Annotated in this window: 16 protein-coding genes; 12 read left to right on the top strand and 4 right to left on the bottom strand. The window is 46.5% G+C overall.

The window, feature by feature from the left end; translation table 11 throughout:
- The first annotated feature begins 33 nt into the window (after positions 1-33).
- The 4 genes from ACRRNK_RS11245 (at position 34) to ACRRNK_RS11230 (ending at position 3,295) form a co-directional block, all read left to right on the top strand.
- Positions 34-1,191, top strand: a complete 1,158-nt coding sequence (locus tag ACRRNK_RS11245; RefSeq protein WP_433942845.1) for a type III polyketide synthase — start codon at positions 34-36, stop codon at positions 1,189-1,191.
- A complete protein-coding gene (locus ACRRNK_RS11240) occupies positions 1,178-1,906 on the top strand; it encodes a methyltransferase domain-containing protein (protein ID WP_433942844.1) in 729 nt (242 codons plus the stop codon). The genes ACRRNK_RS11245 and ACRRNK_RS11240 overlap by 14 nt, the downstream gene beginning before the upstream one ends.
- A gap of 25 nt (positions 1,907-1,931) precedes the next feature.
- The gene (locus ACRRNK_RS11235; RefSeq protein WP_433942843.1) at positions 1,932-3,080 is read left to right on the top strand and encodes an NAD(P)/FAD-dependent oxidoreductase; all 1,149 of its coding nucleotides are present in this window, start codon (positions 1,932-1,934) and stop codon (positions 3,078-3,080) included.
- Between the two features lie 110 nt (positions 3,081-3,190).
- Positions 3,191-3,295, top strand: a complete 105-nt coding sequence (locus ACRRNK_RS11230; protein WP_433942842.1) for a YjcZ family sporulation protein — start codon at positions 3,191-3,193, stop codon at positions 3,293-3,295.
- Positions 3,296-3,385: 90 nt separating this feature from the next.
- Here ACRRNK_RS11230 and ACRRNK_RS11225 read toward each other — a convergent pair whose 3' ends face one another.
- Entirely contained in the window at positions 3,386-4,798 is a 1,413-nt protein-coding gene (locus tag ACRRNK_RS11225; RefSeq protein WP_433942841.1) for an amino acid permease, read from the bottom strand.
- A 165-nt stretch (positions 4,799-4,963) separates the two neighbouring features.
- Between ACRRNK_RS11225 and ACRRNK_RS11220 the strand changes: the two genes are divergently transcribed.
- From ACRRNK_RS11220 to ACRRNK_RS11210, 3 genes are all read left to right on the top strand, one after another.
- Complete coding sequence (locus tag ACRRNK_RS11220; RefSeq protein ID WP_433942840.1) at positions 4,964-6,169, top strand: MFS transporter; 1,206 nt, start codon at positions 4,964-4,966, stop codon at positions 6,167-6,169.
- A 140-nt stretch (positions 6,170-6,309) separates the two neighbouring features.
- Entirely contained in the window at positions 6,310-7,083 is a 774-nt protein-coding gene (locus ACRRNK_RS11215) for a hypothetical protein (RefSeq protein ID WP_433942839.1), read from the top strand.
- An 89-nt stretch (positions 7,084-7,172) separates the two neighbouring features.
- Entirely contained in the window at positions 7,173-8,075 is a 903-nt protein-coding gene (locus ACRRNK_RS11210) for an SDR family oxidoreductase (protein ID WP_433942838.1), read from the top strand.
- 71 nt (positions 8,076-8,146) lie between these two features.
- Here ACRRNK_RS11210 and ACRRNK_RS11205 read toward each other — a convergent pair whose 3' ends face one another.
- A complete protein-coding gene (locus ACRRNK_RS11205) occupies positions 8,147-9,355 on the bottom strand; it encodes a COG4705 family protein (RefSeq protein ID WP_433942837.1) in 1,209 nt (402 codons plus the stop codon).
- A gap of 210 nt (positions 9,356-9,565) precedes the next feature.
- Between ACRRNK_RS11205 and ACRRNK_RS11200 the strand changes: the two genes are divergently transcribed.
- From ACRRNK_RS11200 to ACRRNK_RS11180, 5 genes are all read left to right on the top strand, one after another.
- The gene (locus ACRRNK_RS11200) at positions 9,566-11,008 is read left to right on the top strand and encodes a glycoside hydrolase family 1 protein (protein WP_433942836.1); all 1,443 of its coding nucleotides are present in this window, start codon (positions 9,566-9,568) and stop codon (positions 11,006-11,008) included.
- A 127-nt stretch (positions 11,009-11,135) separates the two neighbouring features.
- The gene (locus ACRRNK_RS11195; protein WP_433942835.1) at positions 11,136-11,462 is read left to right on the top strand and encodes a hypothetical protein; all 327 of its coding nucleotides are present in this window, start codon (positions 11,136-11,138) and stop codon (positions 11,460-11,462) included.
- Between the two features lie 282 nt (positions 11,463-11,744).
- Positions 11,745-12,503, top strand: a complete 759-nt coding sequence (locus ACRRNK_RS11190) for a polysaccharide deacetylase family protein (protein WP_433942834.1) — start codon at positions 11,745-11,747, stop codon at positions 12,501-12,503.
- 88 nt (positions 12,504-12,591) lie between these two features.
- A complete protein-coding gene (locus ACRRNK_RS11185; protein WP_433942833.1) occupies positions 12,592-13,416 on the top strand; it encodes a MerR family transcriptional regulator in 825 nt (274 codons plus the stop codon).
- Positions 13,417-13,446: 30 nt separating this feature from the next.
- Positions 13,447-14,478 (top strand): serine hydrolase domain-containing protein, encoded by a 1,032-nt coding sequence (locus tag ACRRNK_RS11180; protein WP_433942832.1) that lies wholly within the window; start codon positions 13,447-13,449, stop codon positions 14,476-14,478.
- Between the two features lie 141 nt (positions 14,479-14,619).
- Here ACRRNK_RS11180 and ACRRNK_RS11175 read toward each other — a convergent pair whose 3' ends face one another.
- On the bottom strand, positions 14,620-14,796 hold the full coding sequence (locus ACRRNK_RS11175) for a hypothetical protein (protein WP_433942831.1): 177 nt from the start codon (positions 14,794-14,796) through the stop codon (positions 14,620-14,622).
- A gap of 29 nt (positions 14,797-14,825) precedes the next feature.
- Positions 14,826-15,932 (bottom strand): ABC transporter permease, encoded by a 1,107-nt coding sequence (locus tag ACRRNK_RS11170; RefSeq protein WP_433942830.1) that lies wholly within the window; start codon positions 15,930-15,932, stop codon positions 14,826-14,828.
- Positions 15,933-15,934: the final 2 nt, after the last annotated feature.

Raw genomic sequence — 15,934 nt, 5'->3', positions numbered from 1 at the left:
TTGGAGTTTCCATCTATATCAGGAGGTTAGTACATGACGCCAAAGATCACTTCTTCCCAGGCTGTTATTCTAGGGATTGGAACGGCCCTGCCGGTTCATTCAATTGCACAGCCAGATATCGCTGAATTCATTGCTTATTCACTTCAGGACAGTCCAGACTTAGCGCGTTTTGCAAGAAGAGTCTTCAGATCGTGCGGAGTGGAGACGCGTTATACCTGTGAACCCGCCTACCTTGGCTCCCCTGAGGAGTGCCGCTATTTACCTGCTGGTGACAAGTCCAATATCCCTACTACCAAGGAACGCATGGATACATATAAGCGAGAAGCGCTTCCGCTTGGGATTGAAGCGGCTGAGAAGGCTCTGAAGGATGCCCGGGTTTCACCGGAGAGTCTTACGCACCTGATTACAGTAAGCTGCACTGGTCAATATTTGCCGGGACTAGATGTAATGCTGATTCGGCATTTGGGATTGTCGCTTCGAATTAACCGGCTACCGCTTATCTTCCAAGGATGTGCTGCAGGTCTCAAGGCTATTCAAATGGCAAGAGATGTCGTTCTGGGAGCCCTCGGGTCACAAGTTTTGGTTGTCTGCGTGGAGCTGTGCAGTCTGCACTTTCAGCCCGCCAAGGAAAGAGAAGCTCTATTTGCGGCGTCGTTCTTTGGTGATGCTGCTGCAGCTTGTGTCATAGGAAGACCCGAGCCCCAACATAAGCATTACCTTGACCTTGGCAGAGGTTATTCCGTATTGCTGCCGGATTCCACAGAAGATATGACATGGGAAGTGGGGAATACCGGATTCGATCTGTATTTGTCGCCGCGAATTCCGAAGCTGCTGGGTACGCACCTCGAATCTGAGCTCGCTGTACTTCTTGAAGGAGACAAGCTTCCAGAGCTTTGGGCGATCCATCCCGGTGGCCGGGGTATTGTTGATTCGGTTCAGGAGGTCATGAACCTTACTGAGGATCACACTAAATATAGCAGGGAAATACTCAGAACTGTGGGCAATGTGTCCTCCGTAACGATCATGTTTGTGCTGGACGCCATGCGTGAAGAGCTGAGGTCGCTGGATCAGGACCGAGCAGAAGGGATCGCCATGGCGTTCGGACCAGGCCTCACCGCTGAGCTTATGCGCTTCGCTTACATGCCAGCTTATTCGGCCGCAGGTAAGGAGCAGGATCATGTCCTTCTTTAGAGCGCTGACGCAGCGGGCCCGGGAAGGTGAGCTTATGGATGACTTCTCCATGGGAGGGGAAGAGCTAAGTGAAGCCCTGCAGCATTTGAGACGGCTCAATGCGATTTTCCCTGCGGCAGGGCCTATTCTATACGGAGTAGACAAGCTTTGGAGAATGAAAGGAAGCCCCTCGGCACTTCGTATTCTTGATGTGGGCGCAGGTTCGGGTGACATTAATATGAAGCTGCTGAGATGGGCGGATCAACAAGGTGTTTCAATTCAAATCACACTTGTTGACATGACCCAAGAGGCCTGTAATGAAGCCAGGCTTCTGTTCCAGAATGAGCCAAGGGTACAAGTACAGCAGGGCAATGTCAAAGAACTGGCAGAGGGAACCGCTGATATCGTAACAGGTTCGCAGTTCCTTCATCATTTTGACGGTGATGATCTGATTGAGATGGTCTCCCATATGATTAGAGCATCCCAATATGGGGTTGTTATTAACGATATACATAGGCACCGGATATCTTATACCGCGGTGTGGTTGATGACGCGGATGATTTCGCGCAATCGCTATATCCGTCATGATGGGCCGCTGTCTGTTGCCAAAGGGTTCAAAGCTAGAGAATGGCGGGAATTAAAGACCAAGTTGAACCAGGATACAATGTCATATACCTGGATGCCCATGTTCCGGTATTGCGTTGTGATTCCCAGTACCGGGAGCAAGGAACTATAGCAATCTTATAGGCAGGTGAACACATATGCTGAACCAGTTGGATGCGATTGTAATAGGTGCGGGGATTGCTGGCAGCAGCTGTGCGCTAGAGCTTGCCAGGCAGGGGCACAAGACGGTGCTGCTGGATCGGCAGACCTTTCCCCGCCATAAGACATGCGGCGAATTCATGTCCCCGGAGACGAGGGAAATGCTTGATTATCTGGGTGTGAAGCCACATAGTCAAGGGATTATGCCAACAGCCATGGATAAGGCCCGCATTATCCTTCCTTATGGCGGAGAGATTGAAGTGCCTTTACCGGGACATGCTGCTGGAATTAGCCGTTATACACTTGATCAGCTCCTTCATGAGAGCGCATCTAAGGCGGGGGCTGAAATAGTTACAGATACGGTAGTGACAGACATTCACAAGCTTGACAATGATTTATATGAAGTGGTCACAAGACAAGGGGGGAAGCCGATACGGTATCAAGCCAAAGCTGTCATCGGTGCTTATGGAACCAAGAGGCCGAGGGGGATGTCTTCTTCTAACTCACGTGAGGATGAACCCGTCTATGTTGGTGTCAAATCACATTACAGCGGCATTAATGTCTCTTCTCAGGTCGAGTTGTATTTTTGTAACGGAGGGTATGTTGGTATTTCGACAATTGAGAACGGACTCGCGAATGCTGCCGCTTTTCTGAGCTTGAATGCTGTTCAGCGCCTTGGCAAGTCAGTACCGGAAATTCTGGAAGGAGCCTCCCGGACCAATACGAAATTAGCGGAAAGGCTTGCTCAAGGAACAGTCATTTCCGGAACTGAGGTTTCGGTTGCACCAGTTCGCTTGTCTGACAGGCCTGAGCCCTGGTCCGAATTCCCGCACATTGGTGACGCCATGCTTGTCATACCGCCACTTTGCGGAGATGGAATGTCTGTTGCACTACGCTCCTCGCTGTTATGCGCTCGTTCAACAGATGAGTATTTGAAAGGGAGAATAAGCTGCAGCGAGTGGAAGAGCCAATACACAGAGGAAGCAAGACGTGAATTCACACAGCTTCTCAGGAGAGCAAGGACCATCCAAAAGCTGGCTTTTGCCAAGGTCAATCGACTGTACCCAGGACTTGTCCGGCTCATGCCAGGCTTAGCAACTTATCTAGCCAAAGCTACACGCTTATCGGAGACTCGTCTGATCCGTTAAGCTCAAGCCGCGTAATCGCGGTTTTTTTAAATTGATGAATATGACACTGTCGAACTGACAGCCGTAATACATATGATGCTACTGAAGATGGAAAAGGGGGAGGTGTTAGCATGGGAGAAGTAGCTGGAGGTTACGGTGGTGGAATGTTTACTTCCGTGGGCACAATCTTGGTTCTTTTTATTTTGCTCGTGATTATTACTCGGACATTCGTATAACGTATTGACAAAAATCCCCCTATTCTGAGCTGTATTCAGAGAGGGGGATCTGCTTCATGATTTTAGAAAACCTGCTTGGAGATGCTTGTCTTACATAGTCTTGTTAGTCAATTTCCGCCTATACTTCAGCAGGATAGGATAGAACAGGATACCGCTGATAATCAAGGCAAGCCCAAGCACGAACGTCATCAGATCCGCCGTACCTGCTACGATAACCCATAGAGAGTAGATGGCTGCCAATGCTGCGATCATGCCCTCCGTTACACGCTCCTTGCGCAGTAAATAGGTCTCACCAGTCCAGGTCAGTTTGAGGTGATAAATGGAGGCGATCAAATATGGGACCAAATAGGCGAGCGTAGCAATATGAATGATAAAGTCAAAAGCAGCTGAGATGGAACCCGAGATTGTAGACAGCAGCAAAATCTGCCCCAGCAGGTTGGAGATCCATAGCGATACCTTTGGCATCCCCTTGCTGTTCTCCCTGGAGAAAGACGGGAGGAAGACACCCAGCTTCGCCGCTTGAAATGGCACTTCAGCACTTAGCAGCACCCAGCCGATCGTGGAGCCCAGCAGACTGATGAGTCCAAGTCCAGCCAGCAGCTTGCCGCCAATAGGTCCGAGCACCGCGCTAATGCCGTCCACGAGCGGATTCTGGGAAGCCATCAATTGGTCCTGTGTCAGCAGGCCCATGGTCAGAATACTGATCCCGACATACAGCACGATGGAGATGAGAAGCCCTGCAATTGTTGCCCGGCGGATATCCTGCTTGCGGCGAGCCCGGGCGGCGAATACCATAGCGGATTCAACACCGATGAAAGCCCATAGGGTTGCAATTGCCGCAGAATTAACCTGAGAGAGAAGGCCAATCGTCTCCCCTCCCTCATTCGTCCGCGGTGCCAGGAAAGGCCCGATATTGCTTTGCTGGAAAGCAAACAGAGCAATGACTATAAATAATGCGAAGCCAATGACCTTAGTTGCCGTTGCGATAAAATTCAGCCGTCCGGCGCTATTCATTCCCTTAAGGCAGATGGCATTTGTTCCCCACAGCAGTACCGAGCATACGAGGAAGGTTAAGGTATTCCCAGCTTTTAACGTGAAGCCTCCGAAGTCCAGCCATACTTTGTCACTGGTAAGAACAGGGAAGAAGGTGGACAGGTAGCTGGCAAAGGTCGTGATGACTGCCACAAAACCAGCGATGTTGCCGACCCAGTATCCCCAGGTGGACATAAATCCGGCTAATATCGAACCGTGCGATCCCTCTCGGAAAAGCTCCCTGGCATAGATTTGTGGTCCCCCGCTTAACTCAGGCTTGCGGACCGCGAGACTACCGAAGACCAGTGCGAGCGTAAGCACACCAAGTCCAGTAGCTGCCCAGGCCAGAATGACCCCGGCAGGACTTGCCGCTTCTGACAATGATCGAGGCAGCATAAAAATTCCAGAACCGACCATGTTCCCTACCACCAAGGCGGTAAGGATCCAGAAGCCTAATTTATGTCTGGTCATGTTGAATAAACCCCTTTTACAAAAAAATTAAGAACGTGGATATAGAATTAAACACACAGGTAATCATAATACACTTTCTTCTGCTAAAGCACCAGCGTAAATTTCAGGAGATGGGGCATATTATTCCGAAGAAGGATCGAGGTCTAAGTAAAAAGGGGGGTTACCATGAGGATATCGCTTAACAAACAGTCCATTCTGCTGCTTAGCGTGAATGGACTATTTGTGCTTGCTGGAGCGCTATCGGGAACGTTCCTGAATATATACTTATGGAAGAGCAGACAGGATTATAGCATGATCGGCTGGTTCACAATCAGTCAGCAGCTTGCACTCGGGCTGACTTTTTGGGTGGCCGGGAAATGGGTGAAAGAGCATAACAAAATGAATGCATTACGATTGGGAACAGCAATAACTGGATTATTCTATCTGCTGGTTTTATGGGCGGGAAAGGAAGCCGTTAACTATATCTGGCCGCTCGGTATTCTGCTGGGAACAGCACTCGGACTTTTTTGGCTTGCTTTCAATGTGGTCTACTTTGAAGTGACGGATGCTGAGAATCGTGATTTATTTAACGGCTGGGTAGGATTGCTCGGCTCTGTCACAGGCATTGTAGGTCCTTTGTTATCTGGCTGGATTATATCGAGATTAGAGGACGATCAAGGGTACCGGATCATTTTCACCATTTCACTGGTTATATACGCCATCAGTGTCTTACTTAGTTTTTTCTTGAAAAAACGCAAGGTGGCGGGAACCTACGAGTGGTTGGAGCCATTCCGGAGATTAACAATTAAAGGTGACCCGTGGCGACTTGCCGTTCCTGGCTTATTTGCCCAAGGGCTGCGGGAAGGCGTGTTCTCTTTCTTAATAAATCTGCTTGTCTATGTCGCCACAACTCAGGAATCGAAGCTGGGACAGTTTTCTTTTATTACATCCGCAGTGGCACTCGGCAGCTTCTGGCTTGCCGGCAAATGGTTCAAACCAAGGTATCGTTATATAGGCATGCTGGTTGGATCGGTGCTGCTCGTGATCGTTATTCTCCCCATGCTATGGCATGTCAACTATAGTACGCTGTTAATCTGGGGCATTGGGACCTCCTTGTTCATGCCGCTCTATATCCTGCCCATGGTATCCGCGGGCTTTGATCTAATGGGTTCAAGTGGCGCTAATGTTGAGAAGAGAGTCGAACTGGTCGTATTACGAGAGCTAAGCATCATGGCCGGTCGCATAGCAGGGACGCTTGTTTTCATTTGGGTCGTATCAATCAGCAGAACCCCGTCCACACTGACCTGGGTACTGCTTGCTCTTGGAAGCGCTCCGATATTAGGGTGGTTATGTATGCGTCAGCTGCTGAATGTCCAATGCAGGAGGGATTGAAATGTATATGTTGTTGACTCAGCCATTAAAATTATGATATTTATATATACAAATAAAGGCAATGCAACCAAAGGGTTCAACCTCGTGATCCATAATGAGGTTGGCCCTTTTTCTGCATTCAAAATAAGGAGAAGATTCGTATGCCACAACCGGAATTGCTGCTGCAACGTCTAGATCATATTGGTGATTCACTTGGACAAAAGGAAGGTGCGCTCGTTCTGCTTGGGGTGGGCTCAGTAGGTCAGGAGTTGGATCGTATGGATGAGTACTCGGATCTTGACTTCTTCGTTATTGTAGAGCCCGGCAGCAAACAGAGATTTATTGACCGCCTTGACTGGCTTGAGGACGTGTTGCCTTTAGATTATTATTTCAAGAATACGGATGATGGCTACAAAATCTTGTTCCAAGACGGTATTTACGGGGAATTCGCGGTGTTTGAAGTGGATGAGCTAAAAAATATTCCTTACAAGGCCGGGCGTATCGTCTGGAGAAGCCCTAAAGCAGGTAATTTATTAATCGATAATAACAATTCTGGACTAATCCAGAGCATTAGAAAGGATCAACTTGATTATCCATTGAACGAAGCTTTAACCAATCTGTACGTTGGGCTTGGCCGGTACGCGCGTGGAGAGAAGCTTTCAGCGATGAGGTTCGTTCAAGGCTACGCCATTGATTCTATTCTATCTGTGCTGCACCTGCTTGAGGAGGAAGAAGACTATTATCCCGACCCCTTCGGAAATGAAAGACGCCTTGAGAAGCGGTTCCCTAAGTTTGGGAGTGTTCTTGGAGACATGATGCCAGGGTACAATAAGACTCCTGAATCGGCCATTCGTATACTTAACTATCTGGAAAGTGTATATCCTGTGAATGGCAGACTTAGCGAGGAAATCCGAAAGTTAGCCCAGCAAGTTTAAACCTCCTGAGTCCTGGTTACAAAGAGTAGAGTTAGTGTCTTACATTGATGACTAAATCCTATTCACGTAGCCAAGAGGAGGAATTGATCATGCGAGATCAAGACCAATACAGCGTGCAAGATCCAGCAACACAATATCCAAAAGCAGCGGCGGAATGGAAGCAGACACAACCAGAGCCGGGTCTTCAAGAGAAGATGACCCCACAACCCGACGCAGGGGAGACCAGTTACCGGGGAACGGGTCGATTGACCGGACGCAAAGCCGTAGTGACAGGGGCTGACAGTGGCATTGGCCGCGCGGCGGCGATTGCCTTTGCCCGTGAGGGGGCAGATGTGGTGCTCTCTTATTTGCCGGAGGAAGAGGCGGATGCTAAAGAGGTCGTGAAGCTGATTGAAGATGCCGGCCGGAAGGCGATTGCCTTACCGGGAGATCTGAAGGATGAGCAATACTGCGAGCAGCTCATTGCAACTGCGGCCCAAAAGCTTGGCGGAATTGATATACTTGCCAACGTTGCAGGCAAACAGCAATACGTGGAGGATATCGCGGATCTGACGACAGAGCAGTTCGATGCCACTTTTAAGACGAATGTGTATTCCCTGTTCTGGCTGTGCAAGGCAGCGGTGAAACATATGAAGCCGGGCAGCGCAATAATTAATACCTCTTCAATACAGGCGTATAAGCCTTCGCCTATTCTTCTGGATTATGCTACTACGAAGTCGGCAATTAATACCTTTAGTAAAGCTCTGGCCCAGCAGGTCGCGAGCAAAGGCATTCGGGTAAACGTAGTGGCTCCAGGACCTGTATGGACGCCGCTTCAAGTCGCCGGAGGCCAACCAACCTCGAAGTTAGCAGAATTCGGCTCGAATACACCACTCGGCCGCCCGGGACAGCCTGCTGAAATGGCTCCCGCCTTCGTGTTCTTGGCAAGTCAGGAATCAAGCTATATTACAGGAGAGACTTTGAATGCCAACGGGGGTACACCAACCCCTTAACCGCTTAAAATACATTGTTAGATTCACAATTAATGAGAAACGGTCGCCTGTTGTCAGACGACCGTTTTTTGTTATTTATTTGCCCCTTTTAAAACGCCAAGCGAATTGTTCAGTGCAGATTTGCATTGGTTCGCATCCGGATTTCCTGACCGCACGGCTGCCAACACAACATCAATCGTTCCGTCAATTTTGGTCCATGTTGTCCCATCTATCTTTCTAAGCTTGGGCTCAGCGGTGTCCCATTGATGCTCTAAGTCATCGGCCCCTTTTGATGCTGAAGCAAAATCACTGGTTCCCACATTCTTTAACATATCATTTTCAATACTAACAAAATCCGATAACTGTCCCGCTAATGTAGCTTGTGTAGAAGCGGTTTGGGCGGTTTGGGATGCAATATTATTGTTTAACTTTGCATAACCTCCTATACCAATTGCTAGAGAAATAACAAGAACCCCAATGGTCTGAATCAACACATTTTTCTTATTTTCCGCTGCTCGGTTCGTTTCTCCGATATCACTTTTTGCGCTTGTATCAAGTTTTGTAATAGCAAGAAAGATGACGATTGCGAGAATTGCGATAAGGAAAATTACACTGGTTACGGTTGTCCCCAATCCTAACCCGCCATTGACTTTGGATTGAGATAAGTAATCCCCTAACGAGGCTCCAAGTGGACGAGTAAGAATATATGCAATCCAAAACGCCAAGATTCCATCAAGCTTCAACAATTTCCATGCCAGGAATATGCAAGCTATTATAATAACGACAGAAATTCCTGTGTACAGATAGCCAAGACCGAGCTGCTCGGAATATAAGTCACCTACGGCTGTTCCAAGTGCAAAGGTGAACAATATGGTAAGCCAGTAAAAAGTTTCTCTCTTTCTCGTATGAACCGAGTGGATCGAAAGTGTTTTTTCGCTAAGATACCAAAAAAGAAAAGTTAATCCTAATAATATGCTGAAAACTATAGTACTAAGCTCGAGAGGCACTCCCATTACGTCCGTTAAGTTATCGGTTACCAACGTTCCGAACACGCTAATAAGCACAACCGTTAGCCAGTATATACTTGGTACATATTTAGCTGCTCCGAATTGAAAATACAATAAAATGAAAAAGGCGGCTCCCATGATTAAGGTCGTATTCGTCAACCCAAAGCCAAGGCTGAAATTAAGGAAATCCGCAAATGTTTCACCAACTGTAGTACAGAGGACCTTGATGATCCAGAAGAAAATAGTTACTTCCGGAACCTTGCTAAGTACAATTTTGTTTTGGTTTATGTTCATATTTTGTCCCTTCTTTACTGGATTTCAACAACAGACTTCATTGTCCCTCTGTCTATATAATTACAACACTCAAATTAAAATCTCATGAAAGAATCATTAGAAATAGTATTTTGGGACCGCTTGTTCGTTTGATCTTTAACAAATTGGTTAAAGATAAAGAACTTAGAGGACTATAAGAAAAGTAAATTTAGGCAACAAGGAGGGTTATTGTTGATCCACAATCATTTGCGCCCATTCCCGAAGGACTTTCTGTGGGGTTCAGCATCCGCCGCGTATCAAATCGAAGGAGCATGGAAAGAAGACGGGAAGGGCTTGTCCGTGTGGGATGTTTTTACGAAGATTGAAGGGAAGACCTATCAGGGGAGCAACGGCGATGTAGCCATGGACCATTATCACAGGTATAAGGAAGATATTGCTCTCATGGCTGAGATGGGCCTGAAAGCTTACCGCTTCTCGGTAAGCTGGCCGCGGATTTATCCAAATGGCTATGGAGAAGTGAACGAAGCTGGCCTGCAGTTCTATGATAATGTGATCAATAAGTTGATTGCCCATCATATCGAGCCAATACTAACCTTGTACCATTGGGATGTCCCGCAGGCACTTATGGACGAGTATGGAGCCTGGGAATCAAGGCGGATAATTGACGATTTCGACCGATACTGTGTTACCTTGTTCAAACGCTACGGAGACAGAGTGAAATACTGGGTGTCGCTCAACGAGCAGAATTATAATACCAACCACGGCTTCATTACCGCCATGCACCCTCCGGGTGTCAAGGATCGCAAACGATTCTATCAGGCGAATCACCATGCCTTTTTGGCTAATGCCAAGGTTATTGATTCATTCCGCCAATATGTGCCAGATGGCAAAATCGGGCCAAGCTTCGCATACTCCCCAGCCTACCCGGCTTCAAGTAAGCCGGAGGATATGCTGGCATTTGAGAATGCTGAGGAGTTCACCAACTTCTGGTGGTTGGATGTGTACTGCCTGGGACACTATCCGCAGATACCTCTGCGGTATCTGGAAGAGACGGGGCTTGCGCCTGTCTTTGAGGAAGGAGACGCTGAGCTGCTTCGCAAGGGTAGACCCGATTTCGTCGGGGTCAACTACTATCAGACCATCACTTATGAGTACAACCCGCTCGGTGGGGTGGCTGAAGGGAAGATGAACACAACCGGTCAAAAAGGAAGCAATCAGTCAACGGGACTGCCTGGATTGTACAAGACAGCAGTCAATCCAAACCTGGAGACATCGAACTGGGACTGGGCGATCGATCCGATCGGACTGCGGATTGGGCTGCGAAGGATTACAAGCCGTTATGGCCTACCCGTGTTCATTACTGAGAATGGACTTGGTGAATTTGATAAGCTGGAGCAGGATGATACGATTCATGACGATTATCGGATCGATTATCTCAAGTCCCACTTGCTGCAATGCCAGCAGGCGATAAGCGACGGGGTGGATTTAATCGGATACTGCAGCTGGTCGTTCACTGATGTACTCAGCTGGTTGAACGGGTACCAGAAGCGGTACGGCTTTGTATATATTGACCGGGATGAGACCGATGAAAGATCCCTTCGCCGAATCAAAAAGGACAGCTTCCACTGGTATCAGGAGGTCATTGAAACCAACGGAGGACGGCTGCTCACTTAAAAGTTCTTTAGGCAAGGAATTAGAGGTGATCTTCGGAAATCTAAACATGCCCTACCAAAGTAGACTTCAAAAATGTCTCTTGGTAGGGTATTTTTGTGTAAAGTAAAAAAATGGGAGTGGGGAAATTATGATTGGATGGATTAATCTCGTAAGTCTGGCATTTGGCCTAATTGCTAGGATACTACCTATTATTAACCTAATCCGATTAAAAGAATTGGATACTAGAAATTGGATCGTCTATTTCATGATCAGCACCAGCTCATGCGCTATTTCGTTACTCACCCAGATTTACCATTATTATTTTTTAGTAAGAAACGGTGATTTTACTGGTTTAATTGATACCAATGGTGTTGTAGTTTTCGCAGCATCGGTTTTGTTCATTGTAACCGTGATTTTAAATGGAGTTACTCTGACTTTATATCGCCAAAGAACGAAGAAGCTTGCCAAGGTATGACTTCAAACTTAGTTAAGATAACGAAACTGATTGAATGATAAACAGGAACAATTCGAATTCAACTAAAAGACTCAGGAGAAATTTGTGCTGTGGATTTTTTTACGGATGGAATCCCTAGGTTTTGCAAACAATTAATTTATAAATTAGGACTCCGAATTGAAAGAACCATTAAGCTTATCATCAGAACAGGATATCCTCCCTCGAAACAAACGTGGAGGGTATCCTGTTTTAGTGATAGGGACATTTTCCTATTGGCAATACCACTTATGGAAAGGTGATTCGATGAAGACATCCCTTGTTGGGCTTTCTCTAATAATACTTTGCTTAGTTAGTGGCAATCTGCAGGGGGGATTATTCGTTCAGAATAGGGCAGCTGCCCTTTCTCCTGTTCCGATTCTGCTGTATCACTCGGTATCCACCGATAAGGACAATCCGCTCATGATCGAACCAACCCGATTCGAAGAGCAGATGAACTATTTGAAGAAAGAGGGATATCACTCCATTACTTTCAAGGAGCTGCAGGAAGGATGGTACAACGGACGGGCTTTACCCCCGAAGCCGATAATCATTACTTTGGATGATGGATATGAGGATAATTACAGTGCGGCATATCCCATTTTGCTAAGAACAGGTATGAAAGCAACCATATTTGCGGTAACGGGAAGCATGGGCTCGCCAGGCCGGCTTACGTGGAACCAGCTGCACACGATGGAGTCTTCCGGCTTAATAGATATCCAATCACACACCGTAACGCATTCTAACTTAACCAAGCTTAGCGATAAGGAGAAGATGAAGGAACTAGTCAATTCCAGGAACGAAATACTACATAAATTAGGTCATTCAGCGGACGTGCTCGCATATCCGTACGGCTTCTATGATAGGCGTTCTATTGACGCGGTACAAAAGGCGGGGTATCAGCTCGCTGTCATCACCGAGCCGGGCGCGGCGAATGTGAAGCAGGGAAGATTCAAGCTGCATCGTATTCTCATCACTGGAGATTTATTGCTTGATCAATTCAAACGCAAGTTAACCGAGCTATAATTTGGAGTTTGTATTTTTGCGGTTGACATTGCCCTTAGGGTAAGGTGTTAAGTAGAAGTGTACCAAGTGCGTGACTGGAGGTGAACTATTGTTATCGATTGGAGAATTCTCTAAGATGTGCGGCGTGTCGACCAAGACGCTTCGCTATTACGATGAAATCGGATTAATCAAACCGGAAGAGACTAACCCCGAGAACGGTTACAGGTATTATTCCGTAAGGCAGCTAAAAAGCATGCTCTTCATTAATCGCTTGAAATCTTATCATTTTTCAATGGAAGAGATGAAGGCCATCCTGGATCTGGAAGAGGACCAGTTCGACGAGGCGCTTCGTGCTGCCCTTCATCGAAAGAGAATGGAGATCCAAGACAAGCTGAAAGCCTATCAATATACTGTCAGACAAATGAATGATGATATTTTGACCCTTGAAAAGGGTGTATCCCTAATGTCATACCTTGACAATATAGATGTGCAGCTTGTTGAAACCCAGGCAATGAATATCCTGTCTATACGCCAAATGATGAGCAGCGATGACTACGCTGCGGGTTACGGAGCCTTTCTAGGCAAGTTATATGAACGGATTGCCACCGACAAACTCACCATGCTGGGTACCCCTATGACGATCTATCACAGCCCTGAGTACAGCCCATCCGGCAATGATACAGAATTTGCGATACCTATTCGGGAGTTCGTTAAGGGGACTAGAGATTTGCCTGGGGGTCTTTGCGCAAAGTCGGTCTTAAAAGGCTCGTATTCAGAATTAACTTCGGTATTTGCGAGGTTGAGAGAATGGGTGGAGCAGGAGGGATACGAGCTGGTGAGATCACCTTATGAGGTGTATCTGATGGATCCCAATCAGGTCACCGCGCCTGACGAGCTAGTAACGGAAGTATATTTTCCAGTGAAGAAAAGATAACCAAATACGATTATAGGGGGATATTTAATCATGCAAAAAAACGCTTGGCCCACTTCAGAATGGCAGACTGCTGAACCTTCCAGCCTTGGAATCGACTCTGACAAACTATCCGCACTTGAACCTATGATCAAATCCGAGTACAGCAATATCAATGGAATTGTGATTGCTAGAAACGGATGTATTGCATATGAGAGATACTATAATGGTTATGGTCCTGAGGATACACATCATGTAGCTTCGGTAACGAAGAGTCTCATCTCGGCTCTTATTGGTATTGCTATAGATAAGGGATATATATCCAGTGAGGATCAGAAGGTGCTGGATTTCTTCCCGGAATATGTACCGGAATCTTCGGAATCGCAGCGGCAAGAGGTTACCTTAAGACATCTCCTTACCATGACGGCCCCCTATTCATTTGAGGATTGGCAAGAACCGTTGGATAAGCTGTGTATGCAGCCGGACTGGGTAAAATATACGCTGGATATTTTGGGCCAGAGGGGGAATATTGGAACATTCAAGTATTCCACTGCAGGCGCGCACCTGTTATCGGCCATTCTCACCCGCAGCACGGGTACAAGTGCCCGTGAATTTGCAAACGAGCATCTGTTCAAGCCGATCGGGATGAGAGAGATTCCGGATTATGTAATGACATCATTTGGGTTCGATGATCTGTTTGGACAAAATGTAAGGGGATGGGTCCATGACCCGAACGGAATTTCTACAGGAGGATGGGGAGTAACGTTAACTCCGCGTGATATGGCACGATTTGGTCTTCTTTATCTGAATCACGGCAAATGGGATGAGCAGCAGATTATTTCCGAGAATTGGACTCAGAAATCCACCGCAATGAACGCTAATACATACGGTTATCTATGGTGGTTACGTGAAGAGGATGGGGTTTTTGCCTATTCCGCAGTAGGGGATGGGGGAAATGTGATCTGCTGTATTCCGTCCCTGAACCTGGTGGTAGCTATTGCATCCGAATTCGCGATGAACGCTCGTGATAGGTGGACATTGATTAAGGAATGCATTATTCCGGCTGTAGAAGAGTTCAAGGTATAATTTTATTACTGTGTGTTTGTAACGAAAGCCGCACTTTCCTTTTTGGGGAAGATGCGGCTAACTATACTTTAGTTTTATTTTTACTAGCACGGTGTAATTAAGAGCTACTGCCAAGTCAGTTCCTTAAGAGTCAGGATTCAGTTAGCCTGTTAGTCTTGAGAATCCATTGATGATTAAATAAATACCTGCAACACGGAGTGGAGTACGCGGGCCGACACCATCCTTCTTAAAAAGAATTTTGGCCAGACGACTAATGTAGATATTGATAAGTAATCCGGCAATTACTTCAATACTGCCTACTAAAATCTTTGTATTCATAAGAACCCTTCCCTCAGATCAATTAACATTTATCCAATTTGTAGTTGTTTTCGTAACTTGTATTTGAAGAGCAGGAAAGAAAGACTTATACTCAAAATTCCGACAATACATAGTCTACCAGAAATTTCCATAATTTCTAAAGCAGGATTGCCGTACTGATATGCAACGTTCAAACCTTTTGCGGCCCACGTACCGGGAACGGCTTTGGTGAGTATAAGAAACCATTCTGGAAAATGATCTTCAATGGTGAAGAATGACCCACCAAATATACCTGCTACAGCCATAATGACGGATCCGCTGACCGTAAAATTTTGTTGGGATTTGACCCAGGGAACTAGCAGCATAACAAGACCTGTCAGAGCGAATAAATAAGCGGCCCAGATCGTGGCTTTAAGTCCCAAGCCCTCAAGCAAAGGAATATTCAACATCCAATTTCCAGCAATTAGAACAATCGCGATTATCGTTAGTCCGAACAAATAGGCTGCAATGATTTTGGACCAGAGATATCTAATAAAAGGTAATGGCATCGCAAGAAGTCTCCGCTCTAGGCCATTCTCCTGTTCATCAATCAGGGTGCGGAAGCCTTGAATGACAACAAACCATAGGAACATCAGCATAAATCCGTTCAGACGTCTACCAGCAAGCCCGCTTGCATTTGCATTTTGTTCGGCAGGGCTCGGTTGTTTTGTTCTTACTTGACTAAGAGGGTTATCTGTATTGAGGGAGAAAAATGCGCTAAGCTTCTTATATACAGCAGCATGATTAGACTCATGATTAGCATCATTTCGGTTCAGAACCATTTTGATATGATGAGGATGCTTCGGATTTCCTGTGTTTGCTCCAAATCCAGAATCAATAACAATGCCTACAGAAGCGCCTTGTTCCTCAATTTGTTGGGTCATCTCTGTCTCCGAAAGCAATAAGACATACATACTTTGATCTTTCTGGAAATATTGTGTCAACTGTCTGGAATAGGCGCTCTTCTCTTTATCGACAATATAGACGGTTGTCCTTGTATCCTGGAAGAACGTAAAAAAATAGGTGAGCAGTAAAGGGGAGGCAATAATGGCCAGCAGGGCGAGTCTGTTGTTAAGCATCAACTTTAACTGCTTGGATATGATGGAAAATAACTGCATAT

The organism is Paenibacillus sp. SN-8-1 (assembly GCF_050995535.1).
Taxonomy (GTDB): domain Bacteria; phylum Bacillota; class Bacilli; order Paenibacillales; family Paenibacillaceae; genus Fontibacillus.
This window is presented reverse-complemented; position numbering and strand designations above follow the sequence as displayed.

Excerpts from the sequence above, each read along its gene's own strand:
- ACRRNK_RS11210 (WP_433942838.1), top strand. The coding sequence starts at position 7,173 with ATGCGAGATCAAGACCAATACAGCGTGCAAGATCCAGCAACACAATAT.
- ACRRNK_RS11170 (WP_433942830.1), bottom strand. The coding sequence starts at position 15,932 with ATGCAGTTATTTTCCATCATATCCAAGCAGTTAAAGTTGATGCTTAAC.
- ACRRNK_RS11225 (WP_433942841.1), bottom strand. The coding sequence starts at position 4,798 with ATGACCAGACATAAATTAGGCTTCTGGATCCTTACCGCCTTGGTGGTA.
- ACRRNK_RS11180 (WP_433942832.1), top strand. The coding sequence starts at position 13,447 with ATGCAAAAAAACGCTTGGCCCACTTCAGAATGGCAGACTGCTGAACCT.
- ACRRNK_RS11205 (WP_433942837.1), bottom strand. The coding sequence starts at position 9,355 with ATGAACATAAACCAAAACAAAATTGTACTTAGCAAGGTTCCGGAAGTA.
- ACRRNK_RS11245 (WP_433942845.1), top strand. The coding sequence starts at position 34 with ATGACGCCAAAGATCACTTCTTCCCAGGCTGTTATTCTAGGGATTGGA.
- ACRRNK_RS11220 (WP_433942840.1), top strand. The coding sequence starts at position 4,964 with ATGAGGATATCGCTTAACAAACAGTCCATTCTGCTGCTTAGCGTGAAT.
- ACRRNK_RS11175 (WP_433942831.1), bottom strand. The coding sequence starts at position 14,796 with ATGAATACAAAGATTTTAGTAGGCAGTATTGAAGTAATTGCCGGATTA.
- ACRRNK_RS11190 (WP_433942834.1), top strand. The coding sequence starts at position 11,745 with ATGAAGACATCCCTTGTTGGGCTTTCTCTAATAATACTTTGCTTAGTT.
- ACRRNK_RS11230 (WP_433942842.1), top strand. The coding sequence starts at position 3,191 with ATGGGAGAAGTAGCTGGAGGTTACGGTGGTGGAATGTTTACTTCCGTG.
- ACRRNK_RS11235 (WP_433942843.1), top strand. The coding sequence starts at position 1,932 with ATGCTGAACCAGTTGGATGCGATTGTAATAGGTGCGGGGATTGCTGGC.
- ACRRNK_RS11215 (WP_433942839.1), top strand. The coding sequence starts at position 6,310 with ATGCCACAACCGGAATTGCTGCTGCAACGTCTAGATCATATTGGTGAT.
- ACRRNK_RS11195 (WP_433942835.1), top strand. The coding sequence starts at position 11,136 with ATGATTGGATGGATTAATCTCGTAAGTCTGGCATTTGGCCTAATTGCT.
- ACRRNK_RS11240 (WP_433942844.1), top strand. The coding sequence starts at position 1,178 with ATGTCCTTCTTTAGAGCGCTGACGCAGCGGGCCCGGGAAGGTGAGCTT.